Raw genomic sequence first — 17,724 nt, 5'->3', positions numbered from 1 at the left:
CGCCATTTTGGATTATACTATATTTAGCCATATGACACTAAGTCATATGACAAAGGAATATATAAATATGCTAAGCCAGCGCCTCTGAGAGCAGAGAAAAGGAAGCAACAATGGGAAAGATCAATGTGAAAACGGCTGCCGTGCTGAATGCGCGGCCCGAAGATTTATATGCCACCATCGCCGATTATCGCAATACGCATCCGCGCATCTTACCTCCACAGATTTTTGATTTACAAGTCGAGAAAGGAGGCTATGGGGAAGGTACGATCCATCGTTTTAAGACGCGCGTTCTGGGTGTAGAGCAGTCTTTTTACCAGATCACACGAGAGCTGGAGCCGGGCCGCGTGATAGTAGAGAAGGACATCGAGGATACGCCCCAACAACTCGCCACTAGCTTTACGATTACTCCTGTTGAGAATGGCCAGAAAGCTCGTGTAGAGATTGCCACAGTGATGAATGCAAGCCCTGGATTGCAAGGTCTGATCGAACGTCTCATCTTCGCGACATACCATCCGCGCATGTACCGTGTAGAGCTACAGAATCTGGAGCGCGTGGCTCAGGAGAGAAGCCAGAGGGCGAGTGAGACAGCACAACACTGAGCTAGCAGCGTGGTATCTCTCAGATCGTGATATCACGATAGGCAGCCTTCCTTGAGGGCGAAAGGTTTTTGCGGGCTCGTGAGTGGGCGGGAGTCAAGGGAGTACGGATGCTTCCTTGCGGGGCAATCCTGCCTGCTCCTCTTGTGCGCCGACACAAGCGGTACAGGGAGCTTGGCAATCACCTTGCTTAGCTTTCAAGGGAGGCTTGACTTTTAACTGTTGGGGCTGGTACTATAACACAGTAAGTTTTTACTTTGGAGGAAAGGTCTCTATGAGGTACTTGGTTTATGGTGTTGCCAGCTCAGGTATGTCTGCTCGGAACTCATAAACTAGAGAAAGGGCCCAGGCCCTTAACGCTACAGCTTGGTCTCGCCTGGATCGATTACATCCCTGGCTTAGCTTACAAATTTTGCATCTCCGTGTTTATTGCATACCTCGCATAAGCAATAGCTTTATGTCTCTGACTTGAGTCAGAGCATCTTTCTGCTTACATAGCAAGCGACACCTTTTTCAGAGCCCGCGCTTTGTCGGCTTGCTACGCCTCTTTTAAATCTTTTACCCATATCGTGTAGAATGCTGCAAAGTTTACGGCTCTCCTATCCCTTTTTTAGCTTCGCAAACTCATAAATTCTCTGCGCCTATGCCTGCCTGTTTTCCTATGTGAGGCATGCCCTGAAGGATGCGAGCTCTAGCGAAGTAGACAGCTTGTAGGAAGCCTGACTCTTTTGCCAGCGCACCATGACCGGCATATAACGCTAAGCGCGAGGCTCGGGAGCGGCGAGCATTCTTAACTTGTGAATAAAAAGATTTAGAAGGAAATTTTCATGACACCACCACACTCTACAGGCCAGGGGCCGCGCCTGAGCAAGCGGGCGATGATTTTTCTGGTAATGACCTCCCTGCTGGATGCTATGGGCTTTGGCATTGCCGGTCCCGTTTTGCCCTTTGCCGTGCAGAAAGAAGTGCCTGATCCCGCGACCCTGGCCTTGCTGATTGGCGGGCTCTCTTCCCTGTATGCCGTCTGCCAGTTTCTTGCTGCGCCAGCTCTTGGCCTACTCAGCGACCGCTACGGGCGCCGTCCGCTCTTGTTGCTCTGTCTGCTGGGTAGTGCCCTGGGCTATCTCTTGTTTGGTCTGGGCGGGGCCGTCTGGATCTTTATTCTCAGCCGGCTGATCGATGGCATTACCGGAGGCAATGATAGTATTCTTGCCGCCTATATTGGGGACCTGAGCGAGAGGCAGACGCGTGCCGTCAACTTTGGCCTGCTCAGCGCCAGCTCGGGAATCGGCCTATTGCTCGGGCCAATCGTAGGAGGCTTTACGGCCACCCTTGGCTACCAGGTGCCCTTTTTTCTGGCTGCGGGCCTGACCTTGCTCAATCTGCTCTGGGGCTTCTTCTTTTTGCCCGAAAGCTTGCCAGCGCAGCAGCGAGCCGCGCGGCTTGATTTTCAGGCCTTGAACCCATTGCAGCATCTGCGCAGCGTCCTCTCGCTCAAGACTGTGCGCTGGCTGCTGCTCTGCGTCTTTCTCTATCAGCTGCCCTTTGCCGCCTTTGGCGCGCTCTTCGCAGTCTTTATCAAGGAGAGCCTGGGCTGGAATCCCGCCCAGATCTCCCTCATCCTGGTCATGGTGGGCCTTACCGATATCGTCGTCCAGGGCTTGCTTATCAAGCCGCTGCTGGCCTGGTTGGGCGAAGTGCGCATGATGCTCGTTGGGCTTGGCTGCGTCTTTCTTGGCTACCTGCTCTTTGGCGCCCTGGCCCTGCTTCCATCGCTTGTGCTAGTCCTGTTAGGCACCTTCTTGTTTGCCGGTGGTGGTGGCCTTGTCGAGCCGCCCTTGCGCAGCTTGCTGGCCGAGGCCGCCGGCAGCGAACAACAAGGACTGGTGCAAGGGGGTAGCCAATCCATCCAGGCCCTTGCCGAGATTGGGGGAGCATCAGCCGGGGGTGTGCTCTATGCACGAGGGGGCTATACCTCTCTCTTTGGTATCAGCGCAGGCATCATTGTACTGCTTCTGCTCCTCATGTGGAGAATCCTCACACCTGGCAAAGGCCACCCGACCGGCAGAGATAGCGAAAGTCCGACGTCGGGCGCGTAATTTGTAGATCGCGTATGGATCGAGAGAAGCGCTGCCAGTTCCTCATCTGGGGAACTGGCGGGCCTCTCGAATCTCCTTTTTCGCCCTTTTATTCAGCGACATGGGAAAATCTGCTAGCCATTAAGATTAATCGCAGTCCAACAGCATGCACTAACTGGATTCGTTATGATACAATTTGCACTGGGACGATCACTATATAGACAATTCTCTTATTGAACCCGTACAATAGCCGATAGTAATATTAAAAAACAAAAGATGGATATGCATGCAGGTGCCACATCTATGCTCTTATTTTGGCTTGTTCTCTTCCACTTTAGCACCTGATCTATCCAATTTCTACTCAGCAATACAGAAAGAGTACAGAGTATGCTTGACTTAGCCAGACGAGCCCTCAATGTCGCTCAGCTACTCGGGGCCAGCTATGTGGATGTACGTGTGATGGAACGCACAACTGAGGGAATCGCAGTCAAGAATGGACGTGTCGATGGAATCTCGCATGAGACAAGTAGCGGTTTCAACGTACGTGTCATCGTCGATGGTGCCTGGGGCTTTGCCAGCAGTGCCCGCATGGATCAAGAGGAAGCCGAACGGATAGCCCGTCGCGCTGTGCAGATTGCCCGCGCCAGCGCCATTGTTGCCGGTCAGCCCGTCTATCTCTCGCCACTTGCGCCCCAGAAAGGTAATTATCGCACGCCTGTGCAGATCGATCCTTTTAGTGTCGATCTACAGCGTAAAGTACAACTCCTGCTGGACGCTGACGCCGCCATGCGCAGCGTAAAGGGGATCTCGCTAACCAGTGCCATGATGGAATATTCGCGCGAGCGCAAATTATTTGTAAGTTCCGAAGGCAGCGAAATCGAGCAAGAGCTATTTGATACAGGAGCTGCTATCGAAGCCAGCGCCGTCGATCCGCATAGTAACGAGATTCAGACTCGTTCTTATCCCAATTCGTTTGGACGACAGGCCGGAACTGCCGGGTACGAATTTGTCGAAGCTATGAACCTGGAGCAACATGGAGCGCGCATCGCCGAAGAAGCCGTGCGCCTGCTTTCAGCACCTCAGTGTCCCAGCGGCTTTACAACCATTATCCTCGATGGGCCGCAAGTCGCCCTGCAAGTCCATGAATCCTGCGGGCATCCCATCGAATTAGATCGCGTGCTCGGCATGGAAGCAGGCTTTGTAGGAAAGAGCTTTCTTACCACTGATAAGCTCAACGGGCAATATCGCTATGGCTCCGATCTAGTCAATATCAGCGCTGATGCCACCATTCCCGGCGGCCTGGGAACCTTTGGCTGGGATGACGAGGGCGTGCCGGCCCAACATACCAACATTGTCACCAACGGCATTTTTACCGGCTATCTCATGTCGCGGGATACCGCGCCGCTGGTTGGGATGAGTAGTAATGGCTGTGTAAGAGCCGATAATTGGAATCGTCTCCCGATGATACGTATGACTAATGTGAGCCTGGAACCAGGCACCTGGAAACTTGATGATCTGATCGCCGATACCCAGGATGGTTTGTATCTGAGCATCAATAAAAGCTGGAGTATCGATGATCAGCGGCTCAATTTCCAGTTCGGTGTGCAGGTAGCCTATGAAATCAAGCACGGGAAACTTGGTCGTCTCTTCAAAAATGCCACCTACACAGGGATCACCCCACAATTCTGGCGCTCGTGCGATGCGATTTGCGGGCCCGCTGAATGGACCGTGTGGGGCACGCCCAATTGTGGCAAAGGGGAGCCGATGCAAGTAATGCGTACCGGACATGGTGCCGCGCCTGCTCGTTTTCGTAATGTGCAGGTAGGTGTAGGCAACTGGTCTTAAGGGAAGAGTAAGAAAATCATGCATTCCGATGAAACAAGCATACGCACTCTGGTAGAGAAGGCGCTGCACTATTCGCAGGCTGAACAGACCGAGGTCGTCTATCAAGGTATCGAAAGCTCGCTGACCCGCTTTGCCAATAACTATATTCATCAAAACGTCAGCGAGAGCAATCACGAGCTGCGCGTTCGGGCCGTCGTGGGGAAGCGCATCGGTGTAGCGACGACTAACCAGCTAGATGATACCTCGCTGCAGCAGGTCGCTGAGAAGGCTTTGGAAATTGCCCGTACGCAGCCCGAAAATCCCGAGTTCCATTCACTGCCAGCTCCCCAGCCACTACATCCCGCGTCCGGCTATAGCGAGCAGACAGCTCGCTGCTCCCCCGAGGAGCGCGCGCGGCGCGTGAACGTTATTGTCAAGCTAGCTAAGGAACATCATCTTGAGGCGGCGGGCGCCTTCTCAACAGGAACACGCCACCTGGCCGTGGCTAATTCTCTCGGCACCTTTGCCTACGAACCCACGACGACGGCTGAATGCCATGCTGTGGTGATGGCAGATGCGCGCGGTTCGGGATATGCTCAACGCGTGTCTACCGATTTCGGTAGCATCAATTTTGAGCACATGGCGCGCGAGACTGTAGAAAAAGCTGAGCGCAGCAGAAATCCCGTCGATATTTCCTTGGGCGAATATCCTGTGGTCCTCGATGCTTATGCGGTGGCCGATATGCTGCAGTTCTTCGCCTTTATGGGACTCTCAGCAATGGCTGTGCAGGAGGAGCGCAGCTTTATGAATGGTCAGTTTGGCAAACAACTTGCCGATAAGCGCGTGACGATTTATGATGATGGCCATGATTTGGCCGGGCTGCCGCAAGCCTTTGACTATGAGGGCGTACCCAAGCAGCGCGTGTTGCTGATTGAGAAGGGCATCGCCAATGCCGTTGTCTATGATTCGTTTACTGCTGCGCGCGCTGGCAAGCCGAATACGGGCCACGCTTTGCCGGCTCCCAATATTGAAGGACCCTTGCCACTGCATACGATGATGGAAGCCGGCGATGCCAGCCTGGAGGAACTAATCAAAGGCATCGATCATGGCTTATATGTGACGCGCTTTCACTATACCAATATTGTGCATCCCGTGAAAACGCTATTTACCGGCATGACGCGCGACGGTACCTTTTTGATAGAGCACGGCGAGCTGAGCAGGCCGGTAAAAAATCTCCGCTTTACCCAGAGCATTCTTGATGTCTTGCTCAACGTGCAGGGCATTGGCCGCGAGCGCCTGCAGTGCACCGACTATCTGACCGTGGTGGCGCCTGCCTTGAGCACGAGTCGCTTCAATTTTACCGGCGTTACCGGAACTTAGGCTGGCCGGCGAGAAGAAATGGTCCGGCGCCTGATTCCCGGATCATCTCCTCTCCTCGCGGGTGGGTTCAATGGCCGTGATGCCTTGCTCTAAGATCGCGATATACCTATCGGCCGACCGCATAACTGCCTCGTGTCCGCCCTGCGGCGTAAGCCTTTCAAACCAGGCTGCATAGATGCGCTCAAACTGGTAGGGCGCGATCATGTCGCGCATCTTGCGCACCTCGCTACTGGGCAAGGGAATCAGATTAGGGTAAGAGTACATAAAGCTCACCCAGTTGTGATCAGCGACCACATAGATGATATCTCCCGAGAGCAACGCCCCTTTGCCGTTCGCGCCATCGCGCCAGTGCAAGACAGTCCCACCGGCAAAATGGCCGCCAAGATTGATCAGGGTGAGCCCATCCAGCAGTTCGTGCGTCTCACCTGACCAGAAGACTATGCGCTCGCTGGGACGCATAACCCACTGGCGATCGGCCTCGTGTAGATAGATGGGGGCGTCGAACTGCTCGGCCCAGTCTACCATTGAAGTGTAGTAGTGAGGATGGGAGATAGCGATGGCCTGCAGGCCTCCAAGTTGCTGGATAACCTCTACAGTTTCCTGGTTCAGAAAGTTCACACAATCCCAGAGCACATTGCCCTTTTCGGTCTGAATGAGCAGGGCGCGCTGTCCGATGGCAAAGGATGGCTCGATCCCGACTCCGATTAAATGCGGCTCGTGCTGCTGCACAATATGCCGATGCTCCTTCTTGAGCTGCTCGGTGGTCGTCCATTGCTGACCGTGGTGGCCTATATACTGGCGCGTCTCGCTACAAATGGGACAAACCACCGGCTGCTTCTCGCTGGCGGGAAACTGGGTTCCGCAGGTGGCACAGATCCATTTCTCCATGAACATAACTCCTTTATGCTTTTCCTTGATACAAAGAATATTTGTAAAATTTATCTTGATATCAAGATAAAATATAAATCTGCTTTTGTCAAGCTCTCCAATAGAAGACTGATGATCTGGCTTGCGCTCCCGTAACTGCAGAATGTGCAGTGCTGCGCCGCGCTTCCTTGGTTGCAGTGTAGCACAACTGCGCATGATGAGGGCTGGATAATTGGCCAGTTTGTGGCCTGCACAAAAGGGCATATGCCAGAATCTTTATTCTTAGCATACGCCCTCTATGAGCAAACAAACTTTCTATTCAGGGAGAGCAGGGATGTTCAGGAGTCCTGCAGGAGTGGTGTAAGGAACCTGAGCACAGCTGCGTTAAAAGCCTCGGGCCGCTCGCGATGGGACCAGTGGCCGCATCCTTCCAGCAGGCATAGTTCGGCCTGTGGAATCAAGCTTGCCGCCTGGAGCACCAGCTCGGGAGAGACCATATCGTCGGCAGTGCCTTGCAGAAGGAGCGTCGTGCTGCTTAACCTGGGGAGATGAGGCATATGATAGGTTCTGTTGCCCTGCCAGGTCGTCTCATCGAGCAACCAGTCGTCAAACATGCTGCCTTTAGCCCTGAACTCAGCCTGTACGGCCTCGACTATAGCGTCAAGATCCAGAACCTCTGTTTTAAAGACATGGCGCAGGTAGGAACGAATAAAGCCACGACTGCGCGTGAGGTAGCGTCCCAGGAGAGGAAGCAGCGGCATGCGAAGGGCAAGGTAGCTCAATTTCTGCCGAGCCACCCGTTCTTGTAGCCCTCCCGGAGCGGCTAGAATCAGGCGCGTTACGCGCTCTTGATGCTTAAGGGCAAAGCCCAGAGCGACGCTGCCACCCATCGAGAGCCCGACCAGCGCTGCACGGGATACCTCCCAGGTATCTAACAGGCTGGCCAGGCAACGCTCAAGCTCCTGCTGAGTAGCTTTTCCATGGTACGGGTGGCTCTGGCCTTGCTTGGGCCAATCTGGAGCATAGACCCGAAAAGAGCCGGCCAGGACAGGTAAGAGCCTGGACCAGCTAATAAGCGCGTTATCTGGCCCGCCACCATGCAGGAGTACCACAGGCGGGCCTTGAGATCCTGCCATGTAATAATGGACTTTTCCTTCGGGAAGCTGCACGGCCCCTTCCTTGAAGGAATGAGAAGTAGCTCCCATCGTTTCCTCCTGATATCCAGGCAGGCGCGGCTTCAGGGCTTACCTGGCCACCGCGCTGTGCATATGGACATAGTGCTCGGCTCAAAAGCATCGTCATGATACCCAGGCCGCGGCCGGGCCTGATCATCAGTTCTCTAATAGCCAATTTCCGCTTAACAAAGCTAATTAACGCCATGAGTATATATGCCGTGGAAGCCCAGCGGAATATGCTGGGGCACTTCTGCACGCGCAAGCTCAGTAAACGAGCGAGCATCTAGCACTAACAGGAATGAGCTTTCGCGCTGGGCATCGAAGATCACTGAGAGCACAACGCCCTCATCTTCGTCGCTGGTATCAGGGGCGGCCACAAACACTGGTTCGCCGGGATAGCAGCCCTCTGCATACCAGATCTTTGTGCTGCGCTCAGTACAATCAACCTTCACCAGCTGATCTAAGAAATCGTCGCGCTGCTTTCCATGCTGGCTCACGCCATAGGCAAAGCGGTACTCAATTCCGTTGTTGCGCTCGTAGTTAATGCGGGGCAGCTCAATTGTCTCTGCGGAAAGCTGCTCATAGCTGGTTTTTGTCTGCCCAGGAGAAAGGCGATAGCGTCGGTAGGAGCTTTGGGAAAGCGCGCCGCCCTTTGGTCCCAACAGGTTATCCATATATAACTGATCGAGAATCCGCGCATCAGGAAAGGCCGCAAGATCAACAAGAATATCGCCGTCTTGCTCAAAGGCGTTGATGTGATGGAAGGCGAAGAAGGCCTCGCTCTCATACGTGCCGGCCAGCGAGCCATCGTGTTTGCTCATCACCAGGAAGCGCGCACCGCGTTCCGGCTTCCAGAGCATGTTCTCATAGAACGGTTTGCCGCTGAGCATGAGCTTGAGAGGCTCGATCACCAGGGGAAATTCGACAAGAATGATATAGTTGCGCGTCATGCCAAAGCTGTGCATATAGGCCGGCTCGCGTACGGGAAGCGAACCAATCAGGCGACGTTGCTGCTTCGTAAAGGCAAAGACATTGTATGTGCTCTTGGCCGAGAAGTTAGCCATATAGTTGATCCCGGCCTGCATTGCCGGATCAAAGTGTGGATGCGCTGTGGTCATGTGACCGGCAAGTTTGTCCTGAAAATCGATGACTCCGATTGTCTCCAGAGTTTGCGCATCGAACTGCACAGGGATGGGTGTCTCGGTCATAGCGATAAAGGCATCGTCGAGGCGGGCCAGATTTACACCGGCATTTGGCACCGGAGCCAGGTGGTCGTTAGTCTCGAAGAGAGAGGCTACGCGCTTGAACAGCGAGCGACAGGGATCGGTAGCAAACTCGCTATAGCAGATCTTGCCCTCTTCGCGGCCCTTTGTATAGGCCGAGCTGCGCAAAAAGCGGTTGGTATAGGAGACTTCGCCTTTGTGGAAGGCGAAGCGGTGCAGCATTGCCATGCCATCAAACCAATGTCGATACTTTTGCCCGCCCTGCTCGAATTTGCCGGGTCCATTGCGCAATAATGTGCCGCTGAGCCAGTGTGGAATCTGGCCCGCGACGGGAAGATGATCAAGGCTAATTTCCTGATCCTGCGTTTGTAACGCACCCCGATAGTGGTTGGCCATGTCACAAAATCCTTTCTGTTTGCTCCACTGGATTGTTCAATCTAGCTTAAATTACATATCACTTTGAATTAACAGTGTTAATTGCTCGTTAAAAAAAGAGGATTACGCCTGATGTAATCCTCGAAAGATCATAGAGCGCGCAGCCTCGATAGCCTCCCGCAGCCGCTCGCCTTGAAAGAAGGAATCGGTGCTGGAGATGGCCAGGGACACAATTCCGTGCATCTGCGCCCACAAGGCATCGCTATAGGCCTTAGCATTTCCAGGAATGATCACCCCGGCATCGATGGCCTGCTGAACTGTTTGTTCAAGCACCAGGAAGGCCGTGATGCGTGGTTCCTGCGTACCGGGTTTGGAGCTCATGAGGAAATCGGTGCGCTGCATAAACATCAGCTCGTAGTAAGCGGGATTGTGCAGCCCGAAGCTAATGTAAGCCTCTCCAAGAGCCATCAAGCGTTCCCAGGGATCATCTTTGCTGGCTGCCACGGCTTCCAACTGGCGTTCGAAGCGCGTGAAGCCTTCATCGACAACTGCGAAAAGCAAGTCATCCTTATCTCGAAAATAGAGATAAAGCGTAGTCGCGGAATAGCCGATGCGCTCAGCCAAGCCGCGCATCGAAAATTTCTCATAGCCCTGCTCCAAAAACAATTCGCTGGCCGCTCTTAGAATCGTCTGGCGCAGCTCCAGCTTCTCTTGATCCTGGCGATGACGGATTGCCTGCTTCATGCGCTCGGCTCTGGTTGGTTCAGTTCTTTTCCTCATAACAACCCTCTATTAATTTACAGTGTTATTTTAACAGCTTGGGCAGAAAAAAGCAAGGGGGAATCTGCCTTTTCGAGTTTTGCCGCGAAGGAAAGATGGTGAAGGCGGCAAAACTTGCACGCGGGGTTATTTATGGGTACAGGTATACTATTTTATAGAGAAGGGTTATTCTCTTTTTGGCAACGTGCGGCGCGAAGTTGTTTGAGTAGCCTTTGCCTGTGGTTATAGCGTTGCTCAGACAGTCTTCGAGCCGTGAGAAGTGAGGGGCAAAGGCCCATTTGTGGGAAATCGGTTCCGTGCAGGATCACATCATACCTCCTTTCTGCAAGCGCATTATGTTGCCCGGAGTCTTGTGAGTCCTGGCTCTTCACTAAATGCCCTGGGGCGGCCTCACCGGGTCGCCCCATTTGACTATGGGCGCGTGGTTCAGCGGTTCACAAACAGAGGGAATCTACCATGCACTGATTGTGTATCGAACACTACATAAACCTATTTCGCTTGAAACAAGTCAAGTGTTGCTAATAGTATATCCTATTTTAAGATAGTCAAGAAGTGCTTTGTGTTAGTTTTTAAAGATGCATACAAAGTATTGCTAGCCCCGATCAGGATCAAATATGACTTCAGCAAAAATCTATTCCTACTGCGTTTAATTGAAGCAGGGAAGTGGCACGGCACTGATTGTAATGCCTCTCAGGTCTTCCGCTAGATCTGGTCATTGTTGTGTGGCTTCCTTTGTACTCTACAAAAGAGCATTTCCGCAACAGACGATACAGGAAGATCTCGCCTAGAAAAGTGCGTAAAGGCCTGAAGAGGGCCCGGAGAAATAAGCAAATAAGGCTGATGGAAATGATTAGCGTGCCCTACTCATATCGGAGGAAGCTTTGCCCCTGGCATAACGGAGCGCTTTAAGCCGGGCTGTGAGATCGGCCAGCTCATATTTATTATTATACATGCGATCCCCACAATAAATATTGCGGCGTGTAAATGGCTCTGGCGTTGTGCTCATGAGCCGCGCCTGTACGGCCGGATGGTCCGCGTTAACGCCATACCACCAGGGCTCAGCAAGCTGGAGGCGGGAATCATAGACCCAATCAGGACAGGGAACGTCATAGCGGAAGCAGAGCCACTCGACAGAGGCGGCGATAAAGACCGCCCAGCGCTTAAGCGAGAGGGGAATGTCCGCCGCCAAGAAAAGAGGCTCCTGGACCAACTGCTCGCGCCTATCTCGCGCATAGGCAAACCAGTCGTTCATGAAATTGCCGAGCGCGATCCAGGGCTCTTCGCCCTGACAAATCTGACTAAAGGTTCGCGCCATGGTTTGTAACGGCTCATCCAGTTGCATTGGCATAATGGTTAAGTCCTTTCCTTTTCAAGCTGGAAACAGCGTGTTCAGCGTGGTAGGAATTGCAAAGAGGTGCTGCTCCTCCTGATCGGGGATGTACATAGTGATAAGCCGCTGCGCTTGCTGGCGCGTACAGATTTTGAGCTCCTGGCACAGCGCGGCAATGTCGGCCTGGTCTTTTTCGCGATTTGCTACCAGCTTGAGGGCCAGCATATATTCTTTAGGTGGGAGATAGACCTCCAGAGGGCCATAGGTACGCCAATGGGTGCCGTGGGGAATATCGCCGGCGGCACGCACAAAATCGACAATAAGTGTATTGAACCAGAGGGGGTGAAGGCGATGCCGGGCGGCAACGGCATGCGCGGCATTCCAGAGCGCCACGGCCAGCGGGGTACCGGTTGCTATGTCCCGTTGATCTTCATCAAGAGGCAAGACATCAATATCGTTGGTCATACGCCTTACTTGTGTTTGCGTGAGCATAAATGCTCCACCTATCAGGAGTATATGTATCGGAGAAACTATGCCTGAATTGGCAAGCTCTCGCCCCAACTGGGCAAGATATTTCTCGATATCGTGAGCCTTCATAGAGCAGGCAAGCATCCTTTCTCCAGTTCTTAAAGAAGGGTATTGCAAGTTTTGCTATCTACAGTGTACTCCGTTAGCGACTGTCTGTTACAAGCATAGCATACAATGCCTGAATAATAGAACATATTTTGACCTTTTTTCTGCATGGTTCTTACGCGAAATGTCTATTGCTGTGTATGCTTGTTTTTCATATTGGCAAAAGGTTGCCCATCGTGCTGCTACCATTCTCTCCACATTAGCTTAAATGGCATGGTAAAGTACCCAAGAAATGGCTCTTTATGTGGGACCATTTTTCTGTTATGCTGTGCTTAGCGTGAAAGGAAGAGTCAGTTTCCCACCCTGGATTCATAGCGAAAGGATCATTGTATGACCAGCATCATTTCAAAAGAGAGCTTGCGCTGGAATGAAAATGCCTGCCTGTTTCAAGGAAGCGAGCATGGCGATGTACCTGTCTCATTTTTCTGGATGACCAGCGTGCCTGGCAGTGGTCCCAACCTGCATAAGCATCCCTATCCTGAGGTCTTTATCATGCTGCAAGGCAAAGCCACCTTTACGCTTGGAGACACGACGCTCGATGTCCATAGCGAAGAGGTAGTAATAGCGCCGCCGAATACGCCTCACGGGTTTAAGAACACTGGCGAAGAGCCGCTATTACTGGTCTCAATTCATCCAAATAAGCAGGTTATCCAGGAGTGGCTTGAGAAGTAGCCTTTCGGCCCTGGATGGCTATATCTTTTTATTGCAGTTTGTGTTTCCTGAAGGGAGTCCCCAGCCTCCGATAGGATTGAAGTGCAATTCGATCTGACCATGACAGGCATGGATGCCATCGGCTTCCCTAACTTTGTATTCGATCGGATAGGTGACAGTTCCGATGCCCCAGGATGGATTGGCGAGCTTGAGCGTGTGGGGAAGCATTGGTGCGTCCCCAAAGACAGGATTTTGCGTGATGCTCATCTCGTCAATAACCCGCGCCGGCCGCGTGAAATAGCCATAGCAAGCGCAGGCGAAGAGCACAAGCAAGCAGACTGCCGCTACTAGCTTTTCAGTCTTTCCTAACCCTGTGGTAAGTGTGGGCGTTGGCACCGAAGAACGTCTGACAACCAGCGTTCCCGCGACGATATCGCCAAGACGCTGGCGCTGGCTGGTGTTAAGCATGACGATGCCGCCCACCAGGTAGAAACCGGGAAAAGCATCAACGTAGCGCAGCAAGTTGCGTATCAGGGCAGTGCGCAGCGTTAGACGCTGCCCGTTGAGATCAACCACCATCAAGCCACAGAGGCTTTTCCCGGGCGTCTGGCCGAGGATCAGTTCAAACAGGAAGAAGTAAGCGAAGGCAACAACAAAGTACCAGGGCCAGTCGGTGCTATAGGTAACTGTATAGTCTCCTGGTACGCTCCCACCGGTGACATACATGGTGCCGAAGAACATATTTACCAAAAACATTATAAGCATAATGGCCAGCCCATCGAGGATGGTTGCCAGGATACGACGTTGCAAGATATGTACATCAACAAGTGCAGGTGCTGCAATGGCCACAAAGACACCTCCCTATTTAACAGTATGAATAACTGATGCCTGCTTTGCTGGTATTTACTATAAACTTGATTACATGGGACACAAGCTAAATATAACATATTTTATTGAGTGCAGAGCCGCTATATGCGTAATGCAGGTAAGAATGGCACTATAAGCGGCTCCAGGCGCCCGTTTGCCCTTACTTTTGGGCCTGGTTCGGGATAGGAGGGATGGATGGTGGGGAGCACAATAAGGAGCAAATAAGCCTTGTGACTATTTTCCTGATAGTCAGGATGAAATAAAAACATACGCTATGATGAAAGATTACAACACTATTGCAACGTCTTTGAGGGGCCCCTGCGACAAAGAGAGTTTAGAATAGTAGATAGAGAGGATCACGCATACAGGAATTCTCTGATGGATATACCCCTTACCTGCACGGAGCTTTGCAGGCTAAGCCGCGATCCTCTCTGCTTCAGTACATGTTGTTCAATTGCTTCTATTGGCTCCAGAGGTTATATGTCTGTGATACAGCCATCAGATGGCCTGATTTCTCGGGGTCCTGTTTCCCTTTGGTACTATTGCGATGGCTTGTTTTGCTTGGCTTGAGATCGCAGGCGCAGCGTTGCAGTTCCAACGGCTTGAGGCATAGCCTGATAGTGGGATAACAGAAAGTAGAGATAGCTCGGCAGGGAATGGCAGATGGAGGGATGCAGGGCTATAGATCCTCAAATCAGTTGAAGCCAAAAGAGCTAGCCCATGAGCTAGCTCTCTCGATTGTACAAGTATGTATTGCTGAATTAAGCTATATTGACCCGGAACTTAGTAACGGCTACCACCACGGTAGTTGTTATCTCGGTAGCCACCGCCGCCGCCGCCGCGACGATCCCGGCTCTGATAGCCACCGCGGTTTCCACCAGCAGGGCGCTCGCGCGCCTCGTTTACTGTAATCGTGCGGTTGCCCAGGCTTGTACCATTAAGCTCGTCAATGGCCCTGCGAGCATCCTCGTCGTTGTCCATCTCAACAAAGCCAAAGCCTTTGCTCCGACCGGTATCGCGGTCAATGATAACCGAAACGGATTTTACCTGTCCTTTTGGCGCAAAAAGCTCATTCAAATCGTCTTCTGTAGTCTGGTAGGGCAGTCCCCCTACATAAAGTCTCATTCTGGTTCGCTCCTGTGACATCTCTCTCTCTTTGACGCTCGTGGAAACCACTTCCAACAGGAGCGATACAAATACTCTCTGATGTCATACATCTATGATAACACATAGCACAAATCTCATATTCCTTATCTTGCGCTGATTTTTTATGCCAATGACGAAATGAATTTCCTGGCAACTAGCACGTTTCCCGCCTGATCAGGCTATTTCGGTAGGCCAACAAGACACATGCACATTTCTGTCATGTAGAAGCTTGTCTTCAAAGGGCCGCTGGATATGCCGGGCGGAAGTTGAGAGCGCAGATAAGGAGCGCGGATCTTACCAACCGCACAAGTTAGTATACTGTATGTGTCAAGCATGCCACATCGGCCAGAAGAACGGTTTTTTCTTGTAGTTCCTCTGCTATGCTTAAAATTTATTAACTCTTCTATAATTTATATAGGCGAAGTATCCATGAGCTTTGCCGAATGGCTAAAGTTGCAGATGGAGTTGTACTATCAGGAAGAGGGTTAATATGGGAAACGATCAGTTACAGGGAATGGCTGTTACGCACGGAGAAGAGATGCTGTGCGGCCTGTTCGATTTAGATGTTCGTGTGGAGATACTGGCGCAAGGACCGGGTTCGGTGGGCCCTACCTCGACGGCCACATGTGTGGAGTCGTGTCCCGGCACTTGCACCACTTATGGCTTGAACTGTGGAGATACCTTTGCTACTACCTGCAATTCAGCTGTAGCGAGTAACTGCATCTGTCACTAAGCGCTAAATCTACTGAGGCATGTAACACTCTCGCTTTGCGAAATTCGTCGGTTTACTCGCTACTACTTCAGCTTCTCAGATCGACCAGTTCAGCGATCATTCCCTCTACAGGAATGCGCCTGAATTGGCGATCCTGGGGCCGAATACGCATGGGCAGCCCGTGCCTGGGGCGCATAGTGAGATCTATCGCTAGCGGCTTACCCGGCAGATATTCAAGACGAAAACGTTGCAATATCATGGAAAGCACTACTTTCATCTCCTGCATAGCAAAGTCCGCACCGATGCACCTATGCTGTCCCGCTCCAAAGGGGAGATATTCATAGGCTGTACGCTTTAGCGTGCTCCAGCGTTCTGGTAAGAAGCGCTCAGGCTCAGCATAAAGCTCTGGCATGCGATGCGTAATAAACTGGCTATAGATTACCGTAGCATCCCGAGGCAACGTATAGCCGCCAAGCTCGTAGGATGGCGCAATAACTCTACGCTGGCCAATAGTGGCCGGACCCATAAGGCGCAAGCTCTCTTTGATGACTCTATCAAGCTGGGGCAGCTGGCCGAGCTGTTCAAGGGTAGGTGCTTCACCATGCAACGTGGCCTCAAGCTCGTCGAGCAGATCAGCAAAGATCTGTGGGTGCTGGCCGAGCAAGAAAATGCTCCAGGTAAGCGCAGTTGAGGTAGTTTCGTGCCCGGCTGTGAACAGCGTGAAGGTATGGCTGATAAGCTGCTTATCGCTAAGGCGTGCGCCATCTTCGTCACTGGTGCGAATCAGCATCGCTAAGAGATCGTTGGCCTCAGCTTGCCTGCGCTTGCGCTCGATGAGTGCTAGCAGGGCGTTTTCTAGCTCGCCGGCCATGTGCATGCTGCGGTGGTAAGGCAGACCCGGGATATCGATAGGAGCCAGTAGGGCCAGGGTAAGCGAGGATACAGTTTGTTGTAGAAGCTTGCCAAGCTGCTCTATCTCAGCCTCGTCCTCGATGCCGAATAGCGCTTTCACGACAATATTCCTGGTCAGAATCTCCATTTCATAATACAGTTCAAGTTCCGTGAGCCGCTGCCAGTGCTCAAGCATATGCTCGGTAAGCGCGACCATATAATCGCGATAATTGCCTATCTGCTGCCTATGTAAGGCCGGCTGCAACAGGTGACGCTGCTGCTTGTGTTGTTCTTCTCTCATCATCTGAAGGCTATTGCCACCTATGCGCACAAGGGGCGTATCCTCTGGCAATTTCTCGAAGGGGCCGGCGCTGACTGCAAAGATATCTGGTTGGGAGAGCAGGGCAAAGTTCGCTTCTGGCCCAAAGGCACAGACATAGGAAGGGTCACCTTTGGCCAGGGCAACGATATTCCCATAGGTGTTGTGCAGCGAGCGTAGATATCTGAACGGCTCACTATATAACTTGAACATGCCTGCTCGCCAACCCAGCATTGGTAGCGCCTGGGGACCAGGAATGCTTTTTTCTGTAGAGCTTGCTTTCATCTGACATCTCCCCAAGATCTGCATCGGATCTTGTTGCTGAGCACGAACGGCGCCGGCCAAATCTAGCGAGTCAAAGACTATGCCCGATTAAGAAGCCGCCTTGAACTTGCCTCTGCCGCGCCCACTTGCGATAGTGATACATCCACCAGGCTAACTAGTAGCCATAAAATGATGTCTGAACATTTTTATATTTTGTTCAAATATTAGATGTTCATACTATAGCGTCTTAAGGCCAGGAAGTCAAGAGGCGCAAGCCATGGCGGCAGGAAACTACAGCTTTGTTCGGAGCTCAGCTGGGCAACTTTCCTTGCCTATGAGTTCGTCTAATTGTGAATTATGCTACAGCAAATGAGTAAATTTAGTCATAGTGATACAAGGTGCCATAAGTTATACTGAAATTGGCAAGAGTAAGATACTCTATGCCTTCAGAGCAAGAAAGCGACGTGCCAGCGCGTTGAAAGAGACAAGAGCGTGCTGAGAGGAAAGGAATCGCCATGAAGCGCTTGCATGAAGAGAAGCAGAGGCTTCAGTTAGATAAATACCATACATTCACTATCTGTATCGAAAGTTGTGTGCATGCCTTCCAGCATAT

The 17,724-nt window shown here is 52.1% G+C and carries 15 protein-coding genes; 6 read left to right on the top strand and 9 right to left on the bottom strand.

Annotation, left to right across the window (positions count from 1 at the left end):
- The first annotated feature begins 110 nt into the window (after window positions 1-110).
- The 4 genes from EPA93_RS29390 (at window position 111) to EPA93_RS29375 (ending at window position 5,878) form a co-directional block, all read left to right on the top strand.
- Complete coding sequence (locus EPA93_RS29390; protein WP_129890938.1) at window positions 111-599, top strand: SRPBCC family protein; 489 nt, start codon at window positions 111-113, stop codon at window positions 597-599.
- Between the two features lie 824 nt (window positions 600-1,423).
- Window positions 1,424-2,695: an MFS transporter gene (locus tag EPA93_RS29385; RefSeq protein WP_129890937.1), complete on the top strand. Its 1,272-nt coding sequence runs from the start codon at window positions 1,424-1,426 to the stop codon at window positions 2,693-2,695.
- A gap of 366 nt (window positions 2,696-3,061) precedes the next feature.
- The gene (locus EPA93_RS29380; RefSeq protein ID WP_129890936.1) at window positions 3,062-4,519 is read left to right on the top strand and encodes a TldD/PmbA family protein; all 1,458 of its coding nucleotides are present in this window, start codon (window positions 3,062-3,064) and stop codon (window positions 4,517-4,519) included.
- Between the two features lie 18 nt (window positions 4,520-4,537).
- On the top strand, window positions 4,538-5,878 hold the full coding sequence (locus EPA93_RS29375; protein ID WP_129890935.1) for a TldD/PmbA family protein: 1,341 nt from the start codon (window positions 4,538-4,540) through the stop codon (window positions 5,876-5,878).
- Window positions 5,879-5,920: 42 nt separating this feature from the next.
- On the opposite strand, the gene EPA93_RS29370 is transcribed toward EPA93_RS29375, so the two are convergent.
- From EPA93_RS29370 to EPA93_RS29345, 6 genes are all read right to left on the bottom strand, one after another.
- Window positions 5,921-6,766, bottom strand: a complete 846-nt coding sequence (locus tag EPA93_RS29370) for an MBL fold metallo-hydrolase (RefSeq protein ID WP_129890934.1) — start codon at window positions 6,764-6,766, stop codon at window positions 5,921-5,923.
- Window positions 6,767-7,083: 317 nt separating this feature from the next.
- The gene (locus tag EPA93_RS29365) at window positions 7,084-7,950 is read right to left on the bottom strand and encodes an alpha/beta fold hydrolase (protein ID WP_129890933.1); all 867 of its coding nucleotides are present in this window, start codon (window positions 7,948-7,950) and stop codon (window positions 7,084-7,086) included.
- Window positions 7,951-8,111: 161 nt separating this feature from the next.
- Window positions 8,112-9,539, bottom strand: coding sequence for a carotenoid oxygenase family protein (locus EPA93_RS29360; RefSeq protein WP_129890932.1), 1,428 nt, complete (start codon window positions 9,537-9,539; stop codon window positions 8,112-8,114).
- A 102-nt stretch (window positions 9,540-9,641) separates the two neighbouring features.
- Entirely contained in the window at window positions 9,642-10,298 is a 657-nt protein-coding gene (locus EPA93_RS29355; protein WP_129890931.1) for a TetR/AcrR family transcriptional regulator, read from the bottom strand.
- 850 nt (window positions 10,299-11,148) lie between these two features.
- Window positions 11,149-11,646 (bottom strand): hypothetical protein, encoded by a 498-nt coding sequence (locus tag EPA93_RS29350; protein WP_242527164.1) that lies wholly within the window; start codon window positions 11,644-11,646, stop codon window positions 11,149-11,151.
- A 21-nt stretch (window positions 11,647-11,667) separates the two neighbouring features.
- On the bottom strand, window positions 11,668-12,225 hold the full coding sequence (locus EPA93_RS29345) for a hypothetical protein (RefSeq protein WP_129890930.1): 558 nt from the start codon (window positions 12,223-12,225) through the stop codon (window positions 11,668-11,670).
- 366 nt (window positions 12,226-12,591) lie between these two features.
- On the opposite strand from EPA93_RS29345, the gene EPA93_RS29340 reads away from it, so the two are divergent.
- Window positions 12,592-12,933 (top strand): cupin domain-containing protein, encoded by a 342-nt coding sequence (locus EPA93_RS29340; RefSeq protein WP_129890929.1) that lies wholly within the window; start codon window positions 12,592-12,594, stop codon window positions 12,931-12,933.
- An 18-nt stretch (window positions 12,934-12,951) separates the two neighbouring features.
- On the opposite strand, the gene EPA93_RS29335 is transcribed toward EPA93_RS29340, so the two are convergent.
- Both EPA93_RS29335 and EPA93_RS29330 read right to left on the bottom strand, forming a co-directional pair.
- Entirely contained in the window at window positions 12,952-13,761 is an 810-nt protein-coding gene (locus EPA93_RS29335) for an RDD family protein (protein WP_129890928.1), read from the bottom strand.
- A gap of 801 nt (window positions 13,762-14,562) precedes the next feature.
- The gene (locus EPA93_RS29330) at window positions 14,563-14,904 is read right to left on the bottom strand and encodes an RNA recognition motif domain-containing protein (RefSeq protein ID WP_129890927.1); all 342 of its coding nucleotides are present in this window, start codon (window positions 14,902-14,904) and stop codon (window positions 14,563-14,565) included.
- A gap of 511 nt (window positions 14,905-15,415) precedes the next feature.
- On the opposite strand from EPA93_RS29330, the gene EPA93_RS29325 reads away from it, so the two are divergent.
- Window positions 15,416-15,658 carry a hypothetical protein gene (locus EPA93_RS29325; RefSeq protein WP_129890926.1) on the top strand — a complete coding sequence of 81 codons (243 nt, stop codon included), beginning with the start codon at window positions 15,416-15,418 and terminating at the stop codon, window positions 15,656-15,658.
- A 67-nt stretch (window positions 15,659-15,725) separates the two neighbouring features.
- Here EPA93_RS29325 and EPA93_RS29320 read toward each other — a convergent pair whose 3' ends face one another.
- Window positions 15,726-17,132 (bottom strand): cytochrome P450, encoded by a 1,407-nt coding sequence (locus tag EPA93_RS29320; RefSeq protein WP_129890925.1) that lies wholly within the window; start codon window positions 17,130-17,132, stop codon window positions 15,726-15,728.
- Window positions 17,133-17,724 lie beyond the last annotated feature (592 nt).

This window comes from Ktedonosporobacter rubrisoli (assembly GCF_004208415.1).
GTDB lineage: Bacteria > Chloroflexota > Ktedonobacteria > Ktedonobacterales > Ktedonobacteraceae > Ktedonosporobacter > Ktedonosporobacter rubrisoli.
Note: the sequence above shows the minus strand (reverse complement) of the source record. Positions and strands in the feature narration are given on the sequence as shown.

Coding starts and splice junctions, on each gene's coding strand:
- EPA93_RS29320 (WP_129890925.1), bottom strand. CDS start 17,132: ATGAAAGCAAGCTCTACAGAAAAAAGCATTCCTGGTCCCCAGGCGCTA.
- EPA93_RS29350 (WP_242527164.1), bottom strand. CDS start 11,646: ATGCCAATGCAACTGGATGAGCCGTTACAAACCATGGCGCGAACCTTT.
- EPA93_RS29380 (WP_129890936.1), top strand. CDS start 3,062: ATGCTTGACTTAGCCAGACGAGCCCTCAATGTCGCTCAGCTACTCGGG.
- EPA93_RS29390 (WP_129890938.1), top strand. CDS start 111: ATGGGAAAGATCAATGTGAAAACGGCTGCCGTGCTGAATGCGCGGCCC.
- EPA93_RS29360 (WP_129890932.1), bottom strand. CDS start 9,539: ATGGCCAACCACTATCGGGGTGCGTTACAAACGCAGGATCAGGAAATT.
- EPA93_RS29375 (WP_129890935.1), top strand. CDS start 4,538: ATGCATTCCGATGAAACAAGCATACGCACTCTGGTAGAGAAGGCGCTG.
- EPA93_RS29325 (WP_129890926.1), top strand. CDS start 15,416: ATGGGAAACGATCAGTTACAGGGAATGGCTGTTACGCACGGAGAAGAG.
- EPA93_RS29370 (WP_129890934.1), bottom strand. CDS start 6,766: ATGGAGAAATGGATCTGTGCCACCTGCGGAACCCAGTTTCCCGCCAGC.
- EPA93_RS29330 (WP_129890927.1), bottom strand. CDS start 14,904: ATGAGACTTTATGTAGGGGGACTGCCCTACCAGACTACAGAAGACGAT.
- EPA93_RS29355 (WP_129890931.1), bottom strand. CDS start 10,298: ATGAGGAAAAGAACTGAACCAACCAGAGCCGAGCGCATGAAGCAGGCA.
- EPA93_RS29340 (WP_129890929.1), top strand. CDS start 12,592: ATGACCAGCATCATTTCAAAAGAGAGCTTGCGCTGGAATGAAAATGCC.
- EPA93_RS29385 (WP_129890937.1), top strand. CDS start 1,424: ATGACACCACCACACTCTACAGGCCAGGGGCCGCGCCTGAGCAAGCGG.
- EPA93_RS29365 (WP_129890933.1), bottom strand. CDS start 7,950: ATGGGAGCTACTTCTCATTCCTTCAAGGAAGGGGCCGTGCAGCTTCCC.
- EPA93_RS29345 (WP_129890930.1), bottom strand. CDS start 12,225: ATGAAGGCTCACGATATCGAGAAATATCTTGCCCAGTTGGGGCGAGAG.